Below are 18,717 nucleotides of genomic sequence, written 5' to 3' on the forward strand. Positions count from 1 at the left end.
CAAGAAACGTGCCACCTGACACCTGGTGTCTGCATCGATCTCAGGGGGCGCGTAAGTAATCAATTAGTTCCAGGGTCTTTGCATCTGGTTTCGGCGTACAAAGGCTAACAATCGCCATCGTAATAAACCCGGCAGGTACGCCAAATACACCGGCGGATATCGGTGCGATATGCCACCATTGATTTTGCATGTTGCCGCCGAACAAGGGATGCGTGTAAAGCATGTAAAACACACATACACAAAAGCCTGTAATGATGCCAGCGATTGCACCTTGATGGTTCGTCCGTTTCCAGAATATGCCCAATACCAGTGCAGGAAATAACGTAGAGGCTGCAACAGAAAAAGCTGCACCAACTAAGGACAAAATATCAGCAGGTTTCAATGAAGCAATATACGCCGCGAACAAAGCGACAACGAGCAAAAACAATTTGGAAATCGTCACACGCTTTTGCGTTGAGGCTGATGGGTCAAGAATCTTGTAATAGACATCGTGTGATAAAGAATTGGAAATAGTCAACAGCAAACCATCTGCAGTTGATAGCGCAGCAGCTAATCCGCCCGCAGCAACTAAACCAGAAATGACATACGGCAATCCGGCAATTTCTGGTGTTGCCAAGACGATGATATCGCCGTCAATATTGATTTCAGATAGCTGCACGATGCCATCTTTATTTACGTCAATAATGCTGATGAGCGGGTTGAGCTTGTCAATATTTGCCCAATACGTCACCCACGACGGCAAATTAGAAAACTTTGTGCCGACTAATGAGGTGTAAATATCGTACTTGATCAAAATAGCAATCGCCGGGATTGTAATGTAGAGCAACATGATAAAGAAAAGCGACCAGAATACCGAGTCACGGCTAGCTGTCACTGACGGTGTGGTGTAGTAGCGTGTCAATACATGTGGTAGTGCAGCTGTACCCATCATCAGGCACAATACCAGGGCGATAAAGTTATTTCGCTTGACGTCAGATTCAGATGTGGTCTTTGCTGCATACGGTGAGTATTGTGAGAAACCAGGTTGCGCTTTGGTGAGGTAGGTATTTCGGACCTCGGTCCAGCGATTACGCGCCTCTTCGGGTGTGGCTGGGTAATTCGCCAAAATACGGCTGGCATTTTTGATGGCAATCAAATTACCCGATTCAGATTTTAGTTTTTCTAAGTCTTTGGCTAACTCCGCACGCCCATTTTCCCAGGAAGTCGGAAGGAGCTGAATTTTTTCCTGAAACTCATTGGCGCGCAATTGGTAAATTGCCCGTACTTCATTTTCTTTAGGATCATTTTCAAACGTATGTTCCAGGCTACTGAGTTTCGGTAAAAATGTACCATAAGATATTTGCGGAATGGGATTGTCGCTATGTTTGATCGATAACCATATGGCAGGGATCATAAATGCAATCAAAATAATGATGTATTGCGCCACCTGCGTCCAAGTGATAGCGCGCATGCCACCCAAAAACGAACATACCAAAATACTCGCTAGTCCAAGAAAAATGCCCACTGAAAAATCCACACCCGTAAAGCGCGAGGTAATCAGCCCGACACCATAGATTTGCGCAACAACGTAAATGAAAGAAATAAACACCGTCGCAAATACGGCAAGCAATCTGACCATGTTGGTTCCGGCCGGACCAGAAAAACGGGCGCCTAAAAAATCCGGGATCGTGTATTGCCCAAACTTACGTATGTATGGCGCGACCAGCATTGCCACCAGACAGAATCCTCCGGTCCAGCCAACAATGTACGCAAAGCCGTCAAATCCTTGTAAAAATAATCCTCCTGCCAGACTCAAAAAACTGGCCGCAGAAATCCAGTCTGCCGCAGTGGCCATGCCGTTAAAAACGGCGGGGACCCGGCGTCCCGCAACATAGTATTCAGTGATATCCGATGTCCGGCATAAAACGCCAATGCCGGCGTAAATGACGATGGTCACGAACATAAACAGATAGCCTATCCATGACCGTGGAACACCTTCGCGCTCAAGTATCGCCAGGCTGATCAGGAACACAAAAAACAGTGCCGTGTACCAGAGATAATACTTGGTTAATTTTCGGGAATAATTTGCTTGAGACATTAATCGTCACCTTCTTTTTTTGTTCGACCGATCCAGTGCATCCCAATCGAATACGTCGCCAAAATGAAGACAAAGCTCAGAGTTAATCCTTGTGCGGCAATGTAGAATGACAAAGGCCAGCTAAAAAAATGTAGTGTCGATAACTCGCGGGCAAAAAACAAACAGCCGAATGTCAGGCTGAACCATAAAAGTAGCAATATGCTGGTTAAGCGCTTGGCATTGCGCCAATAGTCAGAGGATATTTTGCCAGTCTTTTTTTGCATTGGAATAGGTCTCAGTCGGACTCAGGAATGAAGTCATCAAAAGGATTTAATCTGAAATAAATACGGAATACACAACCCGGAAATTGCTTATCTTGCGGATGTGGATTTTCGCTGACGGTAATTTGCGCGTCATGCTGCAAAACGATCTCACGCACGATGGCAAGCCCCAGACCGCTGCCTTGCACATTACTTCCTAATATCCGGTAAAAGCGCTCAAATACACGCTCACGTTCTGCAAGTGGAATACCAGGTCCGTTGTCTTCCACTTCTAAAATCGCAAGTTGCTGTGCCTGGTTGTCATTGACTTTGACGGTAACGCTATGCCCTGCGGGCGTGTAGCGAATCGCATTATCGATCAGGTTGCTCAACATCTCTTTCAACATGATGGGATTGCCAAAAATGATGATCGCTTCATCTGTTTGTTCAAAACCGAGATCTATGTGTTTAGAAAATGAAGACGGTATCCATTCACGTACAACATCCATCGCCAAGTCATTTAAATTAACGCGCTCTAAAGGTCGGTTAGATGGCGTTTGATTTTCCGCTTTTGCCATCATCAACAATTGATTAATCAGACGGGTCGCGGCTTCTGAGCTAGTGGATAGTTGCAACAAGGAACGATGGATTTCTTCCCGATCAGTTTGTCGTAGGGCAAGCTCTGATTGCATGCGCATACCCGCCAGCGGCGTTTTCATTTGATGGGCAGCATCAGCGATAAACCGTTTTTGGCTATTGATGGTCATTGTCAGTCGGCCTAACATGTCGTTGAGCGAGTTAACCAGTGGGGTAATTTCTTCTGGCACCTGACGCGGATCAATCGGGCTCAGATCATCCGGACGACGCGCGCGTATTCTTTGCTGCAACTCGGCGAGCGGTGATAGACCACGACTAAGTGCAAACCACACGAGTGCCAGCGCAATCGGCAGAATGATGAATTGTGGGAGAATCACACCTTTGATGATTTCGTTAGCGAGGTTGGAGCGTTTTTCGAGACTTTCTGCTAACTGAACCAGAATTAGTTGACGATTGCTTTTCGAACTTTGTGTTGCCACCTCTGCAGTGCCTGCGTTAGTCAAAGATGTATTGGGGACTTCTATGTAGGCATAAGCGATGCGCAAGTCGACGCCACGTAAGCTGCTTGTTCGAAACTGTGTGTTACCCGCTGCAGGCTTTTCATCTTCGTCGGGCGGGGGAAGATTGGGATCGCCTTCAATCACCATACCGTTCATTGACTTTACCTGAAAATATAGCGTATCCAGATCATCAGCGCGCAACATATCGCGGGCTTGCTGGGTCATTTGCGACACCAGCTTGCCATCAACTTGTTTGATTTGTTGAGACAATACTGTGAGCTTATTTTCAAGCGTATGGTCAAATGGTTGGTTGGCAATTGACTTCGCGACCAGATAAGTGATTGCAATACTCATAGGCCAAAGCAGTAGCAACGGTGCCAGCATCCAATCCAGAATCTCACCAAACAAGGAGCGTTGGTTGACTTCCTCGGATAGATTAAGCAGTGTATTCTCGGAAGATGGCTGCGCTGCCATTGGTTTTACACTGCTTTCTGTATTCATTGTGTTTCGCTGTGGGTGACCGTGGTTGCATCAGTCACTGTTTTAGCAGAAGGTGCAACAAAGAATTTTTCTAAGCAATATCCCAAACCGCGTACCGTCGCAATCCTGACGCCATCGATTTCAATTTTTTTGCGTAAGCGATGGACGTAGACTTCAATCGCATTATTACTGACTTCTTCACCCCATTCGCATAGATGATCGACTAATTGATCTTTAGATACCAGACGCCCGGTTCTCTGAAGTAAAACTTCCAACAAACCTAATTCACGCGCTGACAGATCCAGCATTTGCTCATGGATATAGGCAATGCGTCCGACCTGATCATAGCTGAGCGGCCCGTGTTTGATGATGGTCGGGCCACCTCCGGCACCGCGTCTGGTTAGTGCGCGGACGCGTGCTTCGAGCTCGGATAAGGCGAACGGTTTTGCCATGTAATCATCTGCGCCCAGATCCAGACCTTTGACCCTTTGTTCAATTGAGTCTGCTGCGGTCAAAATTAGTACTGGCAAATGGGAGTTGCGAGCGCGCAGGCGACGCAACACTTCGAGTCCGCTCATTTTCGGCAGACCGAGATCTAGTATCAGTAAGTCAAAATCTTGTGTGGTTAAGGCAGTGTCTGCCTCTTGTCCATTGTGCACGCAATCGGTGGCATAACCAGATTGGCGTAATGAACGGGTCAGGCCGTCGGCCAGAACACTATCGTCTTCTGCAAGCAAGATACGCATGATGGGGCTATAAGGTGAATTTGTCTCATAAAAAAGAAACCATCAGCTCACGGGCGTTATATCTTAAAAAATAGGTCTCCGGGCTGCTCGGCGTCTTTTTTGCGCTTATTTTTTTATTGCCAGTCATTAATTTTTTAAAAAATACCGGCACTGGGATCATTTTTATCGCTCTAAAAATCAGCTTTCATCCTGACTCAACTTTATACCAAATTCGTAGATAGATTTATACATATTGTCATAGGAAATAGAAGCAAACCTTGATATTTCTTCATGCACTGGTGTTTTCTTGCGATTTTTTGGTAAAGCACAGAAAATTACCTATGAATAAATAAAATTTCGACGAAATGATATGAACTTCTCGCAATATAAAGTTTCCTATTGCATCGGAATCAATAACTCGGGTCGCAGCAACGGATATTTTTGATCGAAATCCCAACCCTGAGAAACAATAATAGTGAATAAGTAACAATTGCTAAGTTACCCGGAGAAAAAACAATGCAGACGTGGTTACGTAAGATCTTCATCGCCAGCGCCATCAGCTTGACCTTTGTAGCGCCTGTTTCGGCAGTATCTATAGGGAATTTATCCGGCAGTCCGCAATCCTTAGCTAATGCTGCGCAAACGCAGATAGACCTCAACACCGACAATGGCAGCCTGATGCGTATCAGCCTGCTACGTCCGGATATGTTCAGGATACAGGCGGGGTTGCACGGACAATTGAGCGATGCTGGCAATCAGGCCGCGTCTATCTTGATCAAAACTGATTACCCGCAGGTAAGCTATGCATTGACGGATCACGTTGACTATGAATTGTTGCAAACTTCAGCCATGGCTTTGCGGATCTACAAAAAGCCTTTGCGTCTGGCTTTGTACCGCGCTGATAACCAAACTCCGATCTGGCAAGAACGTCAGCCATTAGAGATTGGAGATAAAGCCAGCTTTCAGACCCTCAGCAGTGCAGCGGATGAAATGTTGTACGGTGGTGGCCAACAAAATGGTAGCGTGGTGTTCAAAGGTAAGAATCTCGAAGTGTCTTACTCTGGTGGTTGGGAGGAGGGTGATCGTCCCAGCCCGGCACCGTTTTACATGAGCAGCAAGGGCTATGGGGTGTTGCGTAATACCTGGAGCAACGGCAGCTATGATTTTCGGGCGAACGACTTTTTGACCACGAAGCATCAGGAAGCACGCTTTGATGCCTACTATTTTGTTGGACCGTCTATCCATGAGGTTCTTGCTGCTTATACCGAACTGACTGGAAGAGCACAATTGTTGCCACGCTGGGCCTATGAGTTTGGCGACGCCGATTGTTATAACGATGGCGATAACATTAAAAAACCAGGCACCGTTCCAGCAGGTTGGAGCGATGGACCGACCGGCAAAACTCCGGACGTGATTCTTTCCGTTGCCGCGAAATATCGTGAATACGATATGCCAGGTGGCTGGATTTTACCGAATGACGGCTATGGCTGTGGTTATAGCCAATTGCCAGAAGTCGTGGCTGGTCTTAAAAAATATGGTTTTAAAACTGGTTTGTGGACAGAAAGTGGCGTCGATAAAATTAAGTGGGAAGTCGGCACTGCCGGAACCCGTGCGCAGAAGCTTGACGTTGCGTGGACTGGCAAAGGCTATCAGTTTTCTTTAGACGCCAATATGGCCGCCGCCCAAGGAATTTTAGAGCACTCCGATGCGCGTCCTTTTGTCTGGACTGTCATGGGCTGGGCTGGCACGCAGCGTTATGCAGTGACCTGGACCGGCGATCAATCGGGTAGTTGGGATTACATACGGTGGCACATTCCAACGCTGATCGGTTCCGGTTTGTCGGGGCAGGCTTACGCGACCGGTGACGTCGATGGTATTTTTGGTGGAAGTCCAGAGACTTATACCCGTGATTTGCAATGGAAGACTTTTACCCCCGTCTTGATGGGCATGTCCGGCTGGTCCAAGGCAGAGCGCAAACACCCGTGGTGGTTTGATGAGCCTTACCGCAGCATCAACCGCGATTACCTGAAATTAAAAATGCGCTTGATGCCGTATATGTACACGTATGCGCATGAAGCCGCACAAACTGGCGCACCATTGGTGCGCGGGCTGATGTGGGATCACGCGCAAGATCCGCATGCCAACGATGAGCGCTATCAAAATCAATTTATATTGGGCAAAGACTTTTTGATTGCACCGGTATTTCGTAGTCAGGCGGCTAGCCGAGGCTGGCGCAAAGATATTTATTTGCCGCAAGGCGTATGGATAGATTATTGGGATGGTCGCGTCGTCAAGGCTGGTTCTGAAGGACTTTCCATCGATCAACAAGTAACGCTGCAGCGTTTGCCGGTGATGGTCAAGGCTGGCGCTATCTTGCCTATGTATCCGGTTGCGCTGTATGACGGTCAAGTGCCAAAGGACGTGTTGACCCTCGATATCTATCCGTATGGTAAATCACACTTTACGCTCTACGAAGATGATGGTGAAACGCGTCAGTATCAAGCCGGACAATTCAGTACCCAAACCTTTGAGGTTGATGCCCCGGAACTTGTCGCCGGAGATGTAAAGATACATATCGCTCCAGTACAGGGGCAGTATGCAGGCATGCTAACGCAACGTGCTTTGCAACTCCAGGTACATACACGAGTGCAGCCGGATAGCGTTACATTCGCCGGACATAAAATCACTTCTTTTTCTACCAAAGCTGAATTTGAAAAAGCGACTGCCGGTTGGTATTTCGATACGCAAGATAAGTACGGAGTTGTCTATGTTAAAACAGCTGCGCTGGTAGTTAATCAGGCACACGACTTTGTGATCAAGATCGCTGCCGATAAAGTGTTGGCCGTTACTGCTGGCTATCCTTCAGCACCAGATTTGGGCAATACGGTACCGCCTGACAGTATCAGCGTGCTGAACCGACCACCTGAAGAACCCGGATACCCTTTAGAAAATGCGTTTGATGGCAAACCTGACACCTGGTTCAGAACTGTGCGTGATCAGGCTCAAAAAAATGGTGCACATGAATTTTCATTGACTTTGGGCGAACGCCGCATGGTAAGCGGCTTTGAAATTGCGCCGCGCAATGATAAAAATTGGGAATACGGACAAGCAAAAGATGTTGAGGTTTATCTGGCGGACAATAATGGCGAGTGGGGTAAGCCAGTGTTTGCAGGGCGTCTCAAACGTCAGCAAGAAAAGCAAAAAATCGAATTCTCTGCAAAGCCAGGTCGCTTATTCCGCTTCCGTATTCTGAGTACGTATGATCAGAATGATAATGGCGATGCTCAAGACGCAATGGTGTTGACGGTGAATGAAACTAAAAATAACACTAAAGCTTACAATTCTTTGAACCCGGTGGTGGTAACGCCGATCACAATTTCTGAATTTAGCATTTTAGAAAAACCATTACCGCATCTGAAAAAGCAACAGTTGTTCTTATCGGATGTTGGACTTCAATCCAAGGTTGCGAGCGATTTCTACCTTGACCAAGTGGCAATGCCGCAAGCGAAGAAAGATAAAAAGATGATGCAGATGAATGGTCTGCAATTTCATAAAGGTATCGGAACATCAGGTGAACACCAGATCAGTTATGAATTGCATGGCGATTGGCAAATTTTCCGTGCCGATGTTGGTATTGATGATCTATGCCGTAGCCACGGTGGTTTGCAATTTCAGGTGTTGGGTGATGATAAACTCTTGTTTGACAGCGGTTTGATACAAGCACCCGCAGTAGTAAAACCAGAAATTGATGTACGTGGCATTCAGGTACTGAAGCTGAAAACGACAGGTGTAAAAAATGAGCATCAGCAAGCGGTTTGCGCCAATTGGGCGAATGCGACACTGACCGGCTTTGCTGGTGACAGCGTTAACAATAAATTTTAGGAAAAATAATGTATTTCTTTGGTATTGGTATTCATGTATTTATCGCTGTTTTTTTCGCGATTCATGTGATTCGTAGTGGTCAGAATATGTACTGGCTGGCGATTTTATTTATGTTTCCGTTGTTAGGTAGCTTGGTCTATGGCATCGCGATTTATTTACCAAGTACCCGCATACAGCATGGTGCTAAAAAAGTCATGTCTGCCGCAGGCAAAATATTAGACCCGAATCGTGAGTTACGTGAAGCGCATGCTGCTTTTGATTACACGCCGACGGCGCAAAATCAGATGCGTCTTGCAGCGGCGTTATTGGCGGCAGATCAGGCAGAGGATGCTGCAAAAAATTACGAAACCTGTTTGCAAGGCCCGTTCGCAAGTGACCCTGCAATTCGTCTGGGCGCCGCCCGTGCTAATTTTGCGTGCCAACGTTATGAAGCCTGTATCTCGCATTTGAGAATTTTAAAAGAAAGTGCCCCGAATAATGCGCCGGAAGTGGTGTCAGTACTGATGGCAAAAGCTTTAGCTGGCGCAGGACATACGGATGAAGCACGTACCGAGTTTGAATTTGCATTACAAAAATTCGGCAATTTTGATACCCGCGCGGAATATGCGATATGGGCAATAAGTCGTGGTGATAAAGAGACTGCATTGAAACTGAAAACCGATCTCGATCAGACGATCAGTCGTTGGAATCGTCATAACCGTGAACTCAATGCAACCATGTTGGCTCGCCTTACCAGAGCTTTTCCATAAAACCTGAACTCTCTTATGACTCAAGATGAATTAAACTTTTCAAGACTGGCGACGGCGGACGATATCGCTGATTTTTTTTGTGCAAATGCAAATGCTGACTATATTTCGCACTCAGAATTGCAAGGCGGACGTGCTCTTGCGCCAGGCGTATGGAATCCGGATTTACGCCGACTTATTTTTGATCAGGCAAATGCGATATTAAAAGCGCAGGGGGATGCTTCATGCACGGCAAAGATTTATTGCGTATATCTTCAGCATCGCCTGCTTGGTGTTGCTTTCCTCAGCTTGAGTGGAGATACGAACGGTGTCTTTAACACCAAACGCTTTGCGGTTCTGGAAGACATTATTATTTCACCCGATGCAAGAGGGATGCGCGTTGGCAAACGATTTTTAGATTTTATTATTGAGAATCTGAAGGTCAGTGACGTGCACAGATTATTTTTGGAGAGTGGTATCACTAATCATAAAGCACACGACTTTTTTGAACGTGAAGGATTTCAGCAAACATCGGTTGTGATGATGCGAGAGCTGGCTAATTAATTTTACTCAATCAGCAATCGTAAAAAGTGTTTAGTCTTTCATATCTGGCGCTTCGATAGGCAACAACATCGTAAAACAAGTGCCTTCACCTTCTTTGCTTTTGACGTTTAATTGTCCGTGCAAAATCGATGTGATGATGTTGTAGCTAATGCTCAGACCTAAACCGCTACCTCCTTGCCCGAAGCGCGTGCTAAAAAAAGGTTCGAAAATATGGCCAATGTTTTTTTCACTGATACCATTTCCGTCATCGCTGAATTGCAGGCGTATCTGATCGGTCCCATAGCGCTCCGCGGCGATAATCATGTGACCATGACTGCGATCCGCAAAGGCATGGAGAAGGGCGTTTTCTATCATATTGGTTACCACTTGCCCCAGTGGACCGGGATAGCTTTTCATCTCAATATCATCTGGAATAAGGAGTTGTAACTCGTGGCCTGAATTTGTGATTCTGTTGCGAATCGAAGCGGCAATATCCTGACAAGTCGTGCGTAAATTAAACTGGCGCTTATGTTCAGTATTCCGGTCAACCGCCACCTGTTTAAAACTACTTAACATTGTCGCCGCGGTAGTCAAGCCATTGAGTATGAGTTTAGATCCTTCTTTGACATTATCCAGGTAATCCAGTAGTTCTGTCCGCTTCAAGCTTTGATTTTCAATCAGACTGCTAAGGGTTTTTGTCCGTTCAGAAATTGTACTAGCGATGAGTAAGCTATTACCAATTGGTGTATTCATCTCATGAGCAACGCCTGCAACCAGAGAACCGAGTGCCGCCATTTTTTCCTGATCGACTAATTGATTTCTTGCATCCATTAACTGACTGTAAGCGTGTGCATTGTCTAGTGCGATCGCACTATACGAGCAAAGCGTACGGAAAATGAGTTGCTCCCTTTCTCCGTATGCGCGTTTCCTTCTTGACTGCATGGTCATCACACCGATAATACGGTTGGCTACAATCAGAGGAGAGAATAAGAGGCTCTCCATTTTCAGTGTGTCAGGCAATTGCGCTGCGGCATTGATGGTTTCAAAATTGTCGACCAAAATTTCACGACGTTCACGGATACAACGTGATGAGTAATAAATTTGGTCGTCAACCGAAAATTGATGTTGAGGTAATCGCTTTCCCGCTTCCATTCCATAAGTGAGGGTCAGTATTGAACCTGTGCTGTCCAGAAGAAAAATAGAAAAATGCGTTACATCTAACAATGCGTTAACGTGATGTGATATCACTTGATAAATGTTATCGAGCTGCAGCTGCGTCGTGATTTCCTGCCCGATGGTGCCAAGGACACAAAGCGTCTCGTTGGCTTGTTCGAGAATCGTTGCGCGGCGTTGCTGTTCTTCGACGATCGCTTTATGGTGTTCACTTTCGCTGATCGCTTTTTCTGTTTGCAACCTTAATTGCAATGCAATTGCACTGTTTTTAACATCGATATTGAGACTTTTTTCGCGTGAGGAAAATGCCAGTAATGAGTAGGCATAGGCATTTGAAAAGTCTGCTAGTGTTGCATACTCAGCAGCGATTCTTGCGTACAGTTTGTCTGAGATGGCGTAATCTTGAATTTTTTCTCCAATTTCAACTGCTTGCAATAAAAAATGCAGACTCGATACACCTTGGTTTAATTTGGCGGAGCAGAGTTCAGGATGAGCCGAAAAAATATCCGCCAGCGCCCAAAGCGATGCAATTTGATAGTCTGGGTAATTATTTGCATTGGCAATTGTGAGAGCTGTTTGGGCCGCCTCTAACGCAGCGTCAATCTGGTTTAAGTGTAATAAGGCCTGTGCCTGACCACGTAGTGCAATACACTGAAAATCCTGTTGTAGCTTGGCGACCGGGTGATTTTCTAAGCGTTTAAAATAGTTGTAGGCGTTGTGAAATTCCAATTGTGCTAGCGCGATGTCAGCCAGGGAGCGCAATGCAATCACATAACTGCGTGATTCGGTTACATTGTGCAGCGTTTGCAAAGCCTCATTCAATAATTCTTTCGCGGAATCCAACTGGTCGATTTTTCGAAATGCGTCAGCTGTTTGCGTGAGGCTAATCCCTAAAGAAATAGGCCAATCTTTTTGGCGTGCCAGTTGGAGAGCGTGTTGACCCCATTTTAGCGATCCCTCAGTATCCCGCAGACCTGCAAGGCTATAACAAATGTTGGCAGAGATAACAATCGCTCGGGTAATCTGACCACTGTTAGCTGCTGCCTCTGTCGCTAGTATCAACTGGGTTGTAGCAGTTGCAAAATCACTGTATTGACCGGCCTGTACACCGAGGAAGTCAAATACCCACGTCAGTAATCCCTGATTTTGATATATGCTCAAACTTTCAAAGTGACGCACCCATTGTTCTTCGTCGGGATGGTGCATCCGCAGTACATTTTGACGGGCAATGCAGGCATTAGCAATTTCATACCTGATCTTATCTTGAGCCAATTCTGCCTGTACCATACATAAAGCAAGTTGCTGTTGCTGAAGTTGAATTTCGCCGGCATCGGCTTCAATTTGCGCTGCTAGCCAATGCGTGTCTGCTAAACCCGGATGGTCTGCAATGTCGGAAAATAATTGAAGAGCCATATCGATTTGCTGACGCGCATTGTCGAAGTTGGTCGTTAACCAATAATTTTCGGCACGTATTAACTGCAAACGTGCTTGTATTTTTTTTTGCTCTCCGGCATTGAGTTGATATGTCGCCAGCAGTTGTTCTATCACTTCGCACATGCGAAGTGCGCGTTGCCCGTCGCGCTGACGTAGATACCATGCCAACTCAAGCTGCATAGCGATAGAAGCCACATCAGTCCGATCGCTGAGGGCTTGTTCCAGGGTTGAAACCGTTTCATTGCTGGCAAACAACTCCATAACAAGCGTCTCCGGTCATCGCTGCACTATCAGGTACCGCGATTCATTTTTGACTAGCCAAATTGCTTTGGTGCGTCCTAAAACCAACATATTTCTAATGAACCACTTGTTACTTAAACTAGTAAATTGCCATGATGTATTCGATTCGAGTATGTCGAACGATGCATTGTTTTTCTCATGTTAGTTTGTTTTAGCTATGAACGCCGATACTATTTGCAACTTCAACATAAGCGACAAAAGATCTGCTCCTGTCGATCGTGTTCACCTTTTTTAATATTGGATCTGAAAATTGCGGGTTAATCTAATCATTACCTACATATGTACTTCTTAATGGAATATTTGTTAAGTGCTTAAGTGTTAATTTTGGTTTCGGGCACGTATTCATTCGACAAATAATTGGGATAAGAAAAGTTTTAATATAATTATTATATTTATAATTAATTGAGCCTATATTGAGTTCACCGTAACAACTATCGATGAAATATTTATTTCAAAATAGCAATCAATGTCAAACTTCTGCTATTGTTTTTCGTTGGTATTGTTTTGTTAAGTAAAAATCTCTCCGCGACTGAGTATGCATCTTCCATTGTCTGCCTATCTGTTTGTAGCGACTGCGTTATCCGTTTTATTTATTTATCGGGCCGCGATTTGGATCGTGCTCTTAGTTCTCACGATGAGTTGTGCTTACATTGAAAATCTCATTACGTTTCCCGGCGTCGTTTGCATAGCTGCCATGGCTGGGTTAATAGTAGCAAAGAAATATAGTGGGACAAATTTACTAGCTAAGCGCACTCTCAACCTTGCATTGGGGGCTCTCGGTCTGATTATGGCTTTGCATCTACTCCCTGGCTTCAATAACTTAGCATTAATAAAAAACGCACAGATCTCAGCAAATGGGACTTTGTTTTCACAATATGTAAATCTGGATAAAGGAATTGCTGGCGTATTCATGGTCGCAGCATTCTGCCGGTCAATGCCATTGTTGCGCGACAAAAGGTGGAAGGATATGGACGCCTGGCATATTGTCGCAGTTACTTTTTTCTCTCGTTCAGTATTGCCATATTCATCGGTGTGACTCGCTGGCAACCGCAATGGACAAGTTATACACCGACGTTCTTATTGGTAAATTTATTTTTTACCTGCATTGCTGAAGAAGCATTCTTCAGAGGTGGAATTCAGCAAGGCATCATCCAACTGTATCCCAAATTGCCTTGGCTGGCAGTTGGCGTTTCAGCATTGCTATTTGGATTAAGCCATCTTGGCGGTGGTGCGAAGTATGCCATGTTGGCCACTATTGCTGGTCTTGGCTATGCATGCCTATATCAGCGTAGCAGAAGCATAGTGAGTGTCATTCTGATGCACTTCGTTTTTAACGCTCTGCATTTTGTGTTTTTTGTTTATCCGGCGATTGCTTAGGTGTTACTTATTTTTAATTTTCAATTTTCATTGAGCATTTCAATTGAATTGCATAGCGGCTTCCGCTACGGAGCCGCTATGCGTGGGGCAATCACTGATATCCCTTTTGCTTTGCTAACTTAAAATTGACGTTCCAAAGCTTGACGAAATTCATCCGATTCAGAAGTGTCAAGTCAAATACTAATGACTAATGCGGATTAGCAAAACGCGGATTGCTTAAGAATTTTTGATCCGTCAAGGTACCTAAGAAATTAATCAAATCAATTTTATCTTGCTCGCTTAAGCTAATACGATTGACCAGATCACTTTTGTACGGATTTTGACGTCCGTCACCAGAATAAATGCCACTACTAATGACCCGTCCACCCGCAGCATAAAAGTCGATGACCTCCGCCAGTGTTTTGATCGAACCATCATGCATATACGGCGCAGTCACCGCTACGTTGCGCAGGCTAGGGGCGCGAAAAGCGCCCATATCTTGCACCTTGCTGGTAAATTCAAACAAGCCACGGTTGGGAAACGGAAATCCGCCCTTGCCATCGATGTTATATAAGCCAGTGTTATGAAATGGGGTATCAATCTGACTAAGCCCGGCGTAACGTACCTGATCATTGAAATTGAAACTGCCATGGCAGTGAAAACATTCCGCTTTCTCTCCCATAAACAGATTCATTCCACGCAACTCGGAATCGTTCAAAGTTGTTTTCTTTCGCAAATACTGATCGTAGCGGGAATCGCTAGAAATCAGACCGCGTTCGAACGTCGATATGGCAGCAATGATATTGACAAAGCTGATTGCATCAACATCCTGGGGGAACGCTTTTTTGAACAAGATTGCATATTGAGTGTCCTGGCGGATGCGATTCAATACCTCAACTTTGTTGCTATCGTTGATTCCCATTTCCACTGGGTTTTCGCCAAACATTGGCACCTCCATCTGTCGCTCTAATTCCGTCATCACCGGATTAGCCCAAGTGAGGGTGGCGTGATAAACGACATTGGCGAGACCTTGTGCATTTCGCGGATGTGTTTCACCCGTTGAGCCTATGGCCAATGGTCGCCCGTCAGTGAATGCCTTGTCCTGTTGGTGGCAAGATGCACAAGACTGCGTTCCATTACCGGATAATTTTGGCTCGTAGAAGAGGGCACGTCCAAGCACGAACTTGTCCTCGGTTGCAGGGTTACTGGCAGAATTTACCGTTGCCGGAAAGCCATTTTGAGCCGGTATCGAAGGTGGTGTATGGCTATGGGTTGCAGAGGGGCCACCTCCGCCACTTCCACCGGAACCGCAAGCGATAAGCATCAGACTACTAGCCGCGAGCAATGCCAGAGGGAGTATGTGACAGCTGTAGCGTTTTTTCATTTGGCACGCGCAACAAAAATAGATTGCGCACCATTGCTGGTTGTTTTACCCGAGTTCAGATCGATTTTCATATTGTTGAAAATTGCTACGCATTCGGTATCGGTGCTGCCAGACATACAACCTGTTGCACCAGCAAGATCGGTTGTTAAATCAGCTCCCGCATAAAAAGCATTCAAATCCAATGAAATTTTTTGCTTGCTGGAATCGAAGGCGGACAACTTCACTAACATGCGGTTGCTGTTGGTACAGCTATATGCCCCAGTAGTCGCATTGGTGCTGCATCCGGTCGCGCCAAGATGGGTGTACCAAGTGCTACCATTCGATGTCGTTGTGGTTGCTGGTGTGGTCGCAGTGTTAGTGCGGATGACGTTAACTCCACCGATCGGATTGACTTCTAATTTCAGAAATTTTCGACCGGATGTCCAGCTCCACGCCATACCTGCAACACCTAAAGGTTTAGGTGCAGTCGCATAATCGCTGTGATTAAGTGCTTCAGGAACACCAATCTCGTATTGAATTCCAGTGTACGTTCCGCTTGGAACAGTTCCAGTAATTACCGTGTTTGTTAATAAAGGGACGCCGCCGCAGACTGCGCCATTTCCATCGATCATGTTAATCAACGCCACCTGATCACTTTGCCAGTCATTTGGTGTGAGTGTCACTGGTACGTTTTGCCCACTCGCGTCGACCAGATTGACATTGTTGACGTAAAAGCGCGCGTCTTTTAAATCTACGGTGGTATTTTTTGTACCCAGGCCAGTAATGCTGGTACCGCATTTTGCGCTAGTACCATTTGCCAGCAGATCGAAGTTAATGCTTACCGGTATGGTCGTTGAAACCGGTGCGACGTTGGCAGAACTACCAGAACCGCCACCGCAAGCGGATAGCAGAAAACTGGTGGTGGTCAGGATTAAAGTTGAGGAAATAATATGGTTCATTTTTTTTTGCATCATGTTCTTTCAGAATGTAGATTGAAGGCCCAATGTCGCAGCCCAGTTCGCGACGAGTTGTGTACCGTTAACTGATTGCCGGAGCGGGATTTGGACAAAGCCGTAAGCACTGGTTTGCCCGCTGAGTTTGATACTGATGCCCGGACTTATAGAAACACTGCTGCCTCCTGAGTTATCCGGTTCCGCATTGCTGCCGCTGTCTTTGCTTTTGCGTTGCAAATTTAATTGCAGCATGGGTGCGATCTTGTCATTGAGATCGGTGCGAATACCAAGATCAAAACCGTATTTAGAACCAGGTCGGAAGCCGTCTTTTTCAGTCAGCGGTGACTCGATATTTGCCTGAACAAACCAACTACTACGCAAGTTTGGGAGAATTTTCCGGTAGTAGATTCCTGCCAGCAGATCCGTACTACCTGTTCCAGGTTGCAAACTTCTTTCTGCCTTGGTGCCTGTATCGTTGGCAATAGTTGTTTTTCCGGTCGGTAGTTTGAGTCCTAAATTGAAACCACTGACTGCAGCGCCACCTTGGGCATCTTCAAACAAGGCAGTCTGGTATCGGGCCATAATCCGCACGTCACCGATTTGTCTGAAATTCCAGGTGACTGGCTTCCCGTTTTCTGTGTGTTCATGGCTACGATCTAAAAATGGCAATGAGCCAGATAACCCCCAATGCTCATTCAGGCCATAATCCAGATTTGCCAACCAGCGGTGACTTCGCGTTTCAACTTCGCGGTTACCGATATCGATTTGGTTTGCATTGATCTTATCTGAACCGCGCATGAGTTGGTCTTGCCCGACTTGCTCGTAGCGCAGATCGAGGTGCACACCATGGTCTAGCCAGGCGCCTTGAATTGCCCAATCAGTATTAACCAGGCAAAAGCTGGCACCGCATGAGGCGCTGGCAGGAGCAGACAAGACGAAGCCCGATAGCATAACAATGACAGTCTTCATTCGAGGTAGCGTTCGTATTCGTTTATTTGAAATCATTCATTCTCTTTCCTATTGCGAAATGCAATAGCTCACGGCTCAGAATCCTGGTGGATTAAGCCAAATTAATCGGTTGACGATGAAGTGCAGACGAAGCGATTAAGCTGGTGGAGCTCGGGCGAGATAGAAGTTTCTTGTATGACGACCTGGATGAGATGTCTCGCACTGATCAATGCCTGATAACTGCTTGATAGTTCGCAATAATCCCTGTTGTTGATTGGGCAGCAGACCGAGGTCAATGTGAAATGAAAGGCAGGTGGCACAGTGACGCCAATGCGATGCGGAGGTTTTACCTGAAGTCGCTTTCCGGTTTTTGGAAACGATTAGGGTAGCTAAACCCTTACTTGCTCCGGTGCGCGAAGTGCAAATCTCACTTCCTGGCCATGACTTTTCATTCTGGGAAAAAAACACGGCTGTCGCGAACGGCAATAGCGCACTCGCGAACATACACAGACAAAGCAGACAAACTACCAGTCGGTGAAAAGGCATTTGTATTTTTTTTAAATTCATGTAATCGCGTAATCACGACCTGACGCCATATGTGCAGAGCACGGGAAGCGAATGCATTGAAGAAATTTCTTCATATAATTCGGCAAACTAAAGAGGTAACATCGATTTTTTGACAGGCGGAACGAATGAAATGAACGAGCCGTGTGCCTGTTCAAATCTTTTTCAGTCAGTATTGCGTGTTTTGGCAGAGACCAGCTGCTATTGGGATAGCTGGTTCACCAGTCAATGAAAAACGATGTCATTCGCTCAGGAGAGCGCAGGAGGAGCGCGAGGCTGGGAGCTTAACCATGCAAATAGCGGATTTGGTGCGAGATAAAATAGATGTGGGAATGTTTCTGACTGTAGTGCTGCGGAGACATTGACTGCGAACGTTGACAATGTCGCATGTTTGGCCGCATGCAAGGTGCAATACGCGCAGGTTTGCACGTGCGAACCTATATCGCTGTCAGTCTTGGAATTCGCAATTTGCACCAGTTTGATAATGCTACCCTGAGCAGTGCAAATTTCAGTTCCAAATTTCATCGCTTGATTGTTTCTGTTCAACGCAGATGAAATGGAAGGCGCGAGCGACAGCAGGAGTATCGCAAAAATCGCAATACACGCTGTGAGTTTATTGATCGCTGCCGAGAATTTCATGGCGCGGAGTATAGAAGTAGATTGACAACAATGTCAAATTAAACAAAAGTAATCGAAGTATTTTTTGATGTTCGACAAATGGATAGTTCACGAGCCGTTTCGAAAAACAACCTGAGCTTACTTGTACAACAATTTCAATAACAATGAAAAAGTCGCTTGCATAAATCACTGTTTTTTTATACAGTACTGCAAAACGCGGATTTAACTCAGGCGTTTATT

The 18,717-nt window shown here is 45.8% G+C and carries 15 protein-coding genes; 5 read left to right on the top strand and 10 right to left on the bottom strand.

Annotation, left to right across the window (positions count from 1 at the left end; translation table 11 throughout):
• Nucleotides 1–40: 40 nt before the first annotated feature.
• The 4 genes from H8K32_RS17150 to H8K32_RS17165 are packed head-to-tail and all read right to left on the bottom strand — an operon-like array spanning nt 41 to nt 4,639.
• Entirely contained in the window at nt 41–2,077 is a 2,037-nt protein-coding gene (locus tag H8K32_RS17150) for a sodium:solute symporter family protein (protein WP_186913786.1), read from the bottom strand.
• Entirely contained in the window at nt 2,077–2,340 is a 264-nt protein-coding gene (locus tag H8K32_RS17155; RefSeq protein ID WP_186913787.1) for a DUF4212 domain-containing protein, read from the bottom strand. Before H8K32_RS17155 ends, H8K32_RS17150 begins: the two co-directional genes overlap by 1 nt.
• 11 nt (nt 2,341–2,351) lie before the next feature.
• A complete protein-coding gene (locus H8K32_RS17160) occupies nt 2,352–3,914 on the bottom strand; it encodes a sensor histidine kinase (RefSeq protein WP_390312794.1) in 1,563 nt (520 codons plus the stop codon).
• On the bottom strand, nt 3,911–4,639 hold the full coding sequence (locus tag H8K32_RS17165; protein ID WP_186913788.1) for a response regulator transcription factor: 729 nt from the start codon (nt 4,637–4,639) through the stop codon (nt 3,911–3,913). The genes H8K32_RS17160 and H8K32_RS17165 overlap by 4 nt, the downstream gene beginning before the upstream one ends.
• 495 nt (nt 4,640–5,134) lie before the next feature.
• On the opposite strand from H8K32_RS17165, the gene H8K32_RS17170 reads away from it, so the two are divergent.
• From H8K32_RS17170 to H8K32_RS17180, 3 genes are read left to right on the top strand one after another with little or no spacing between them, the layout of a single operon-like run.
• Nucleotides 5,135–8,500 (top strand): TIM-barrel domain-containing protein, encoded by a 3,366-nt coding sequence (locus tag H8K32_RS17170; RefSeq protein ID WP_186913789.1) that lies wholly within the window; start codon nt 5,135–5,137, stop codon nt 8,498–8,500.
• An 8-nt stretch (nt 8,501–8,508) separates the two neighbouring features.
• Nucleotides 8,509–9,249: a hypothetical protein gene (locus H8K32_RS17175; RefSeq protein WP_186913790.1), complete on the top strand. Its 741-nt coding sequence runs from the start codon at nt 8,509–8,511 to the stop codon at nt 9,247–9,249.
• Nucleotides 9,250–9,264: 15 nt separating this feature from the next.
• Complete coding sequence (locus H8K32_RS17180) at nt 9,265–9,789, top strand: GNAT family N-acetyltransferase (protein WP_186913791.1); 525 nt, start codon at nt 9,265–9,267, stop codon at nt 9,787–9,789.
• Nucleotides 9,790–9,819: 30 nt separating this feature from the next.
• On the opposite strand, the gene H8K32_RS17185 is transcribed toward H8K32_RS17180, so the two are convergent.
• The gene (locus tag H8K32_RS17185) at nt 9,820–12,636 is read right to left on the bottom strand and encodes an ATP-binding protein (protein WP_186913792.1); all 2,817 of its coding nucleotides are present in this window, start codon (nt 12,634–12,636) and stop codon (nt 9,820–9,822) included.
• 574 nt (nt 12,637–13,210) lie between these two features.
• On the opposite strand from H8K32_RS17185, the gene H8K32_RS17190 reads away from it, so the two are divergent.
• Nucleotides 13,211–13,711, top strand: coding sequence for a hypothetical protein (locus H8K32_RS17190; protein ID WP_186913793.1), 501 nt, complete (start codon nt 13,211–13,213; stop codon nt 13,709–13,711).
• Nucleotides 13,708–14,052 carry a CPBP family glutamic-type intramembrane protease gene (locus H8K32_RS17195; protein ID WP_186913794.1) on the top strand — a complete coding sequence of 115 codons (345 nt, stop codon included), beginning with the start codon at nt 13,708–13,710 and terminating at the stop codon, nt 14,050–14,052. Before H8K32_RS17190 ends, H8K32_RS17195 begins: the two co-directional genes overlap by 4 nt.
• Before the next feature lie 187 nt (nt 14,053–14,239).
• Here H8K32_RS17195 and H8K32_RS17200 read toward each other — a convergent pair whose 3' ends face one another.
• From H8K32_RS17200 to H8K32_RS17215, 5 genes are all read right to left on the bottom strand, one after another.
• Entirely contained in the window at nt 14,240–15,415 is a 1,176-nt protein-coding gene (locus H8K32_RS17200) for a methanobactin export MATE transporter MbnM (RefSeq protein WP_222613171.1), read from the bottom strand.
• Nucleotides 15,412–16,353 carry an MbnP family copper-binding protein gene (locus H8K32_RS17205; protein WP_186913795.1) on the bottom strand — a complete coding sequence of 314 codons (942 nt, stop codon included), beginning with the start codon at nt 16,351–16,353 and terminating at the stop codon, nt 15,412–15,414. The genes H8K32_RS17200 and H8K32_RS17205 overlap by 4 nt, the downstream gene beginning before the upstream one ends.
• A gap of 21 nt (nt 16,354–16,374) precedes the next feature.
• Entirely contained in the window at nt 16,375–17,316 is a 942-nt protein-coding gene (locus H8K32_RS17210) for a hypothetical protein (RefSeq protein WP_222613172.1), read from the bottom strand.
• A gap of 135 nt (nt 17,317–17,451) precedes the next feature.
• Entirely contained in the window at nt 17,452–17,862 is a 411-nt protein-coding gene (locus H8K32_RS20770; protein ID WP_390312799.1) for a DUF2946 family protein, read from the bottom strand.
• Between the two features lie 246 nt (nt 17,863–18,108).
• Nucleotides 18,109–18,498 (bottom strand): DUF2946 domain-containing protein, encoded by a 390-nt coding sequence (locus H8K32_RS17215; RefSeq protein ID WP_186913797.1) that lies wholly within the window; start codon nt 18,496–18,498, stop codon nt 18,109–18,111.
• Between the last annotated feature and the right edge of the window lie 219 nt (nt 18,499–18,717).

The sequence above is a fragment of the Cognatundibacterium jejuense genome, from assembly GCF_014284255.1.
Classification (GTDB): domain Bacteria; phylum Pseudomonadota; class Gammaproteobacteria; order Burkholderiales; family Burkholderiaceae_D; genus Undibacterium; species Undibacterium jejuense.

Coding starts and splice junctions, on each gene's coding strand:
- H8K32_RS17170 (WP_186913789.1), top strand. CDS start 5,135: ATGCAGACGTGGTTACGTAAGATCTTCATCGCCAGCGCCATCAGCTTG.
- H8K32_RS17210 (WP_222613172.1), bottom strand. CDS start 17,316: ATGAAGACTGTCATTGTTATGCTATCGGGCTTCGTCTTGTCTGCTCCT.
- H8K32_RS17160 (WP_390312794.1), bottom strand. CDS start 3,914: ATGAATACAGAAAGCAGTGTAAAACCAATGGCAGCGCAGCCATCTTCC.
- H8K32_RS17155 (WP_186913787.1), bottom strand. CDS start 2,340: ATGCAAAAAAAGACTGGCAAAATATCCTCTGACTATTGGCGCAATGCC.
- H8K32_RS17200 (WP_222613171.1), bottom strand. CDS start 15,415: ATGAAAAAACGCTACAGCTGTCACATACTCCCTCTGGCATTGCTCGCG.
- H8K32_RS17165 (WP_186913788.1), bottom strand. CDS start 4,639: ATGCGTATCTTGCTTGCAGAAGACGATAGTGTTCTGGCCGACGGCCTG.
- H8K32_RS17215 (WP_186913797.1), bottom strand. CDS start 18,498: ATGAAATTCTCGGCAGCGATCAATAAACTCACAGCGTGTATTGCGATT.
- H8K32_RS17190 (WP_186913793.1), top strand. CDS start 13,211: ATGCATCTTCCATTGTCTGCCTATCTGTTTGTAGCGACTGCGTTATCC.
- H8K32_RS17175 (WP_186913790.1), top strand. CDS start 8,509: ATGTATTTCTTTGGTATTGGTATTCATGTATTTATCGCTGTTTTTTTC.
- H8K32_RS17205 (WP_186913795.1), bottom strand. CDS start 16,353: ATGAACCATATTATTTCCTCAACTTTAATCCTGACCACCACCAGTTTT.
- H8K32_RS20770 (WP_390312799.1), bottom strand. CDS start 17,862: ATGAATTTAAAAAAAATACAAATGCCTTTTCACCGACTGGTAGTTTGT.
- H8K32_RS17180 (WP_186913791.1), top strand. CDS start 9,265: ATGACTCAAGATGAATTAAACTTTTCAAGACTGGCGACGGCGGACGAT.
- H8K32_RS17150 (WP_186913786.1), bottom strand. CDS start 2,077: ATGTCTCAAGCAAATTATTCCCGAAAATTAACCAAGTATTATCTCTGG.
- H8K32_RS17185 (WP_186913792.1), bottom strand. CDS start 12,636: ATGGAGTTGTTTGCCAGCAATGAAACGGTTTCAACCCTGGAACAAGCC.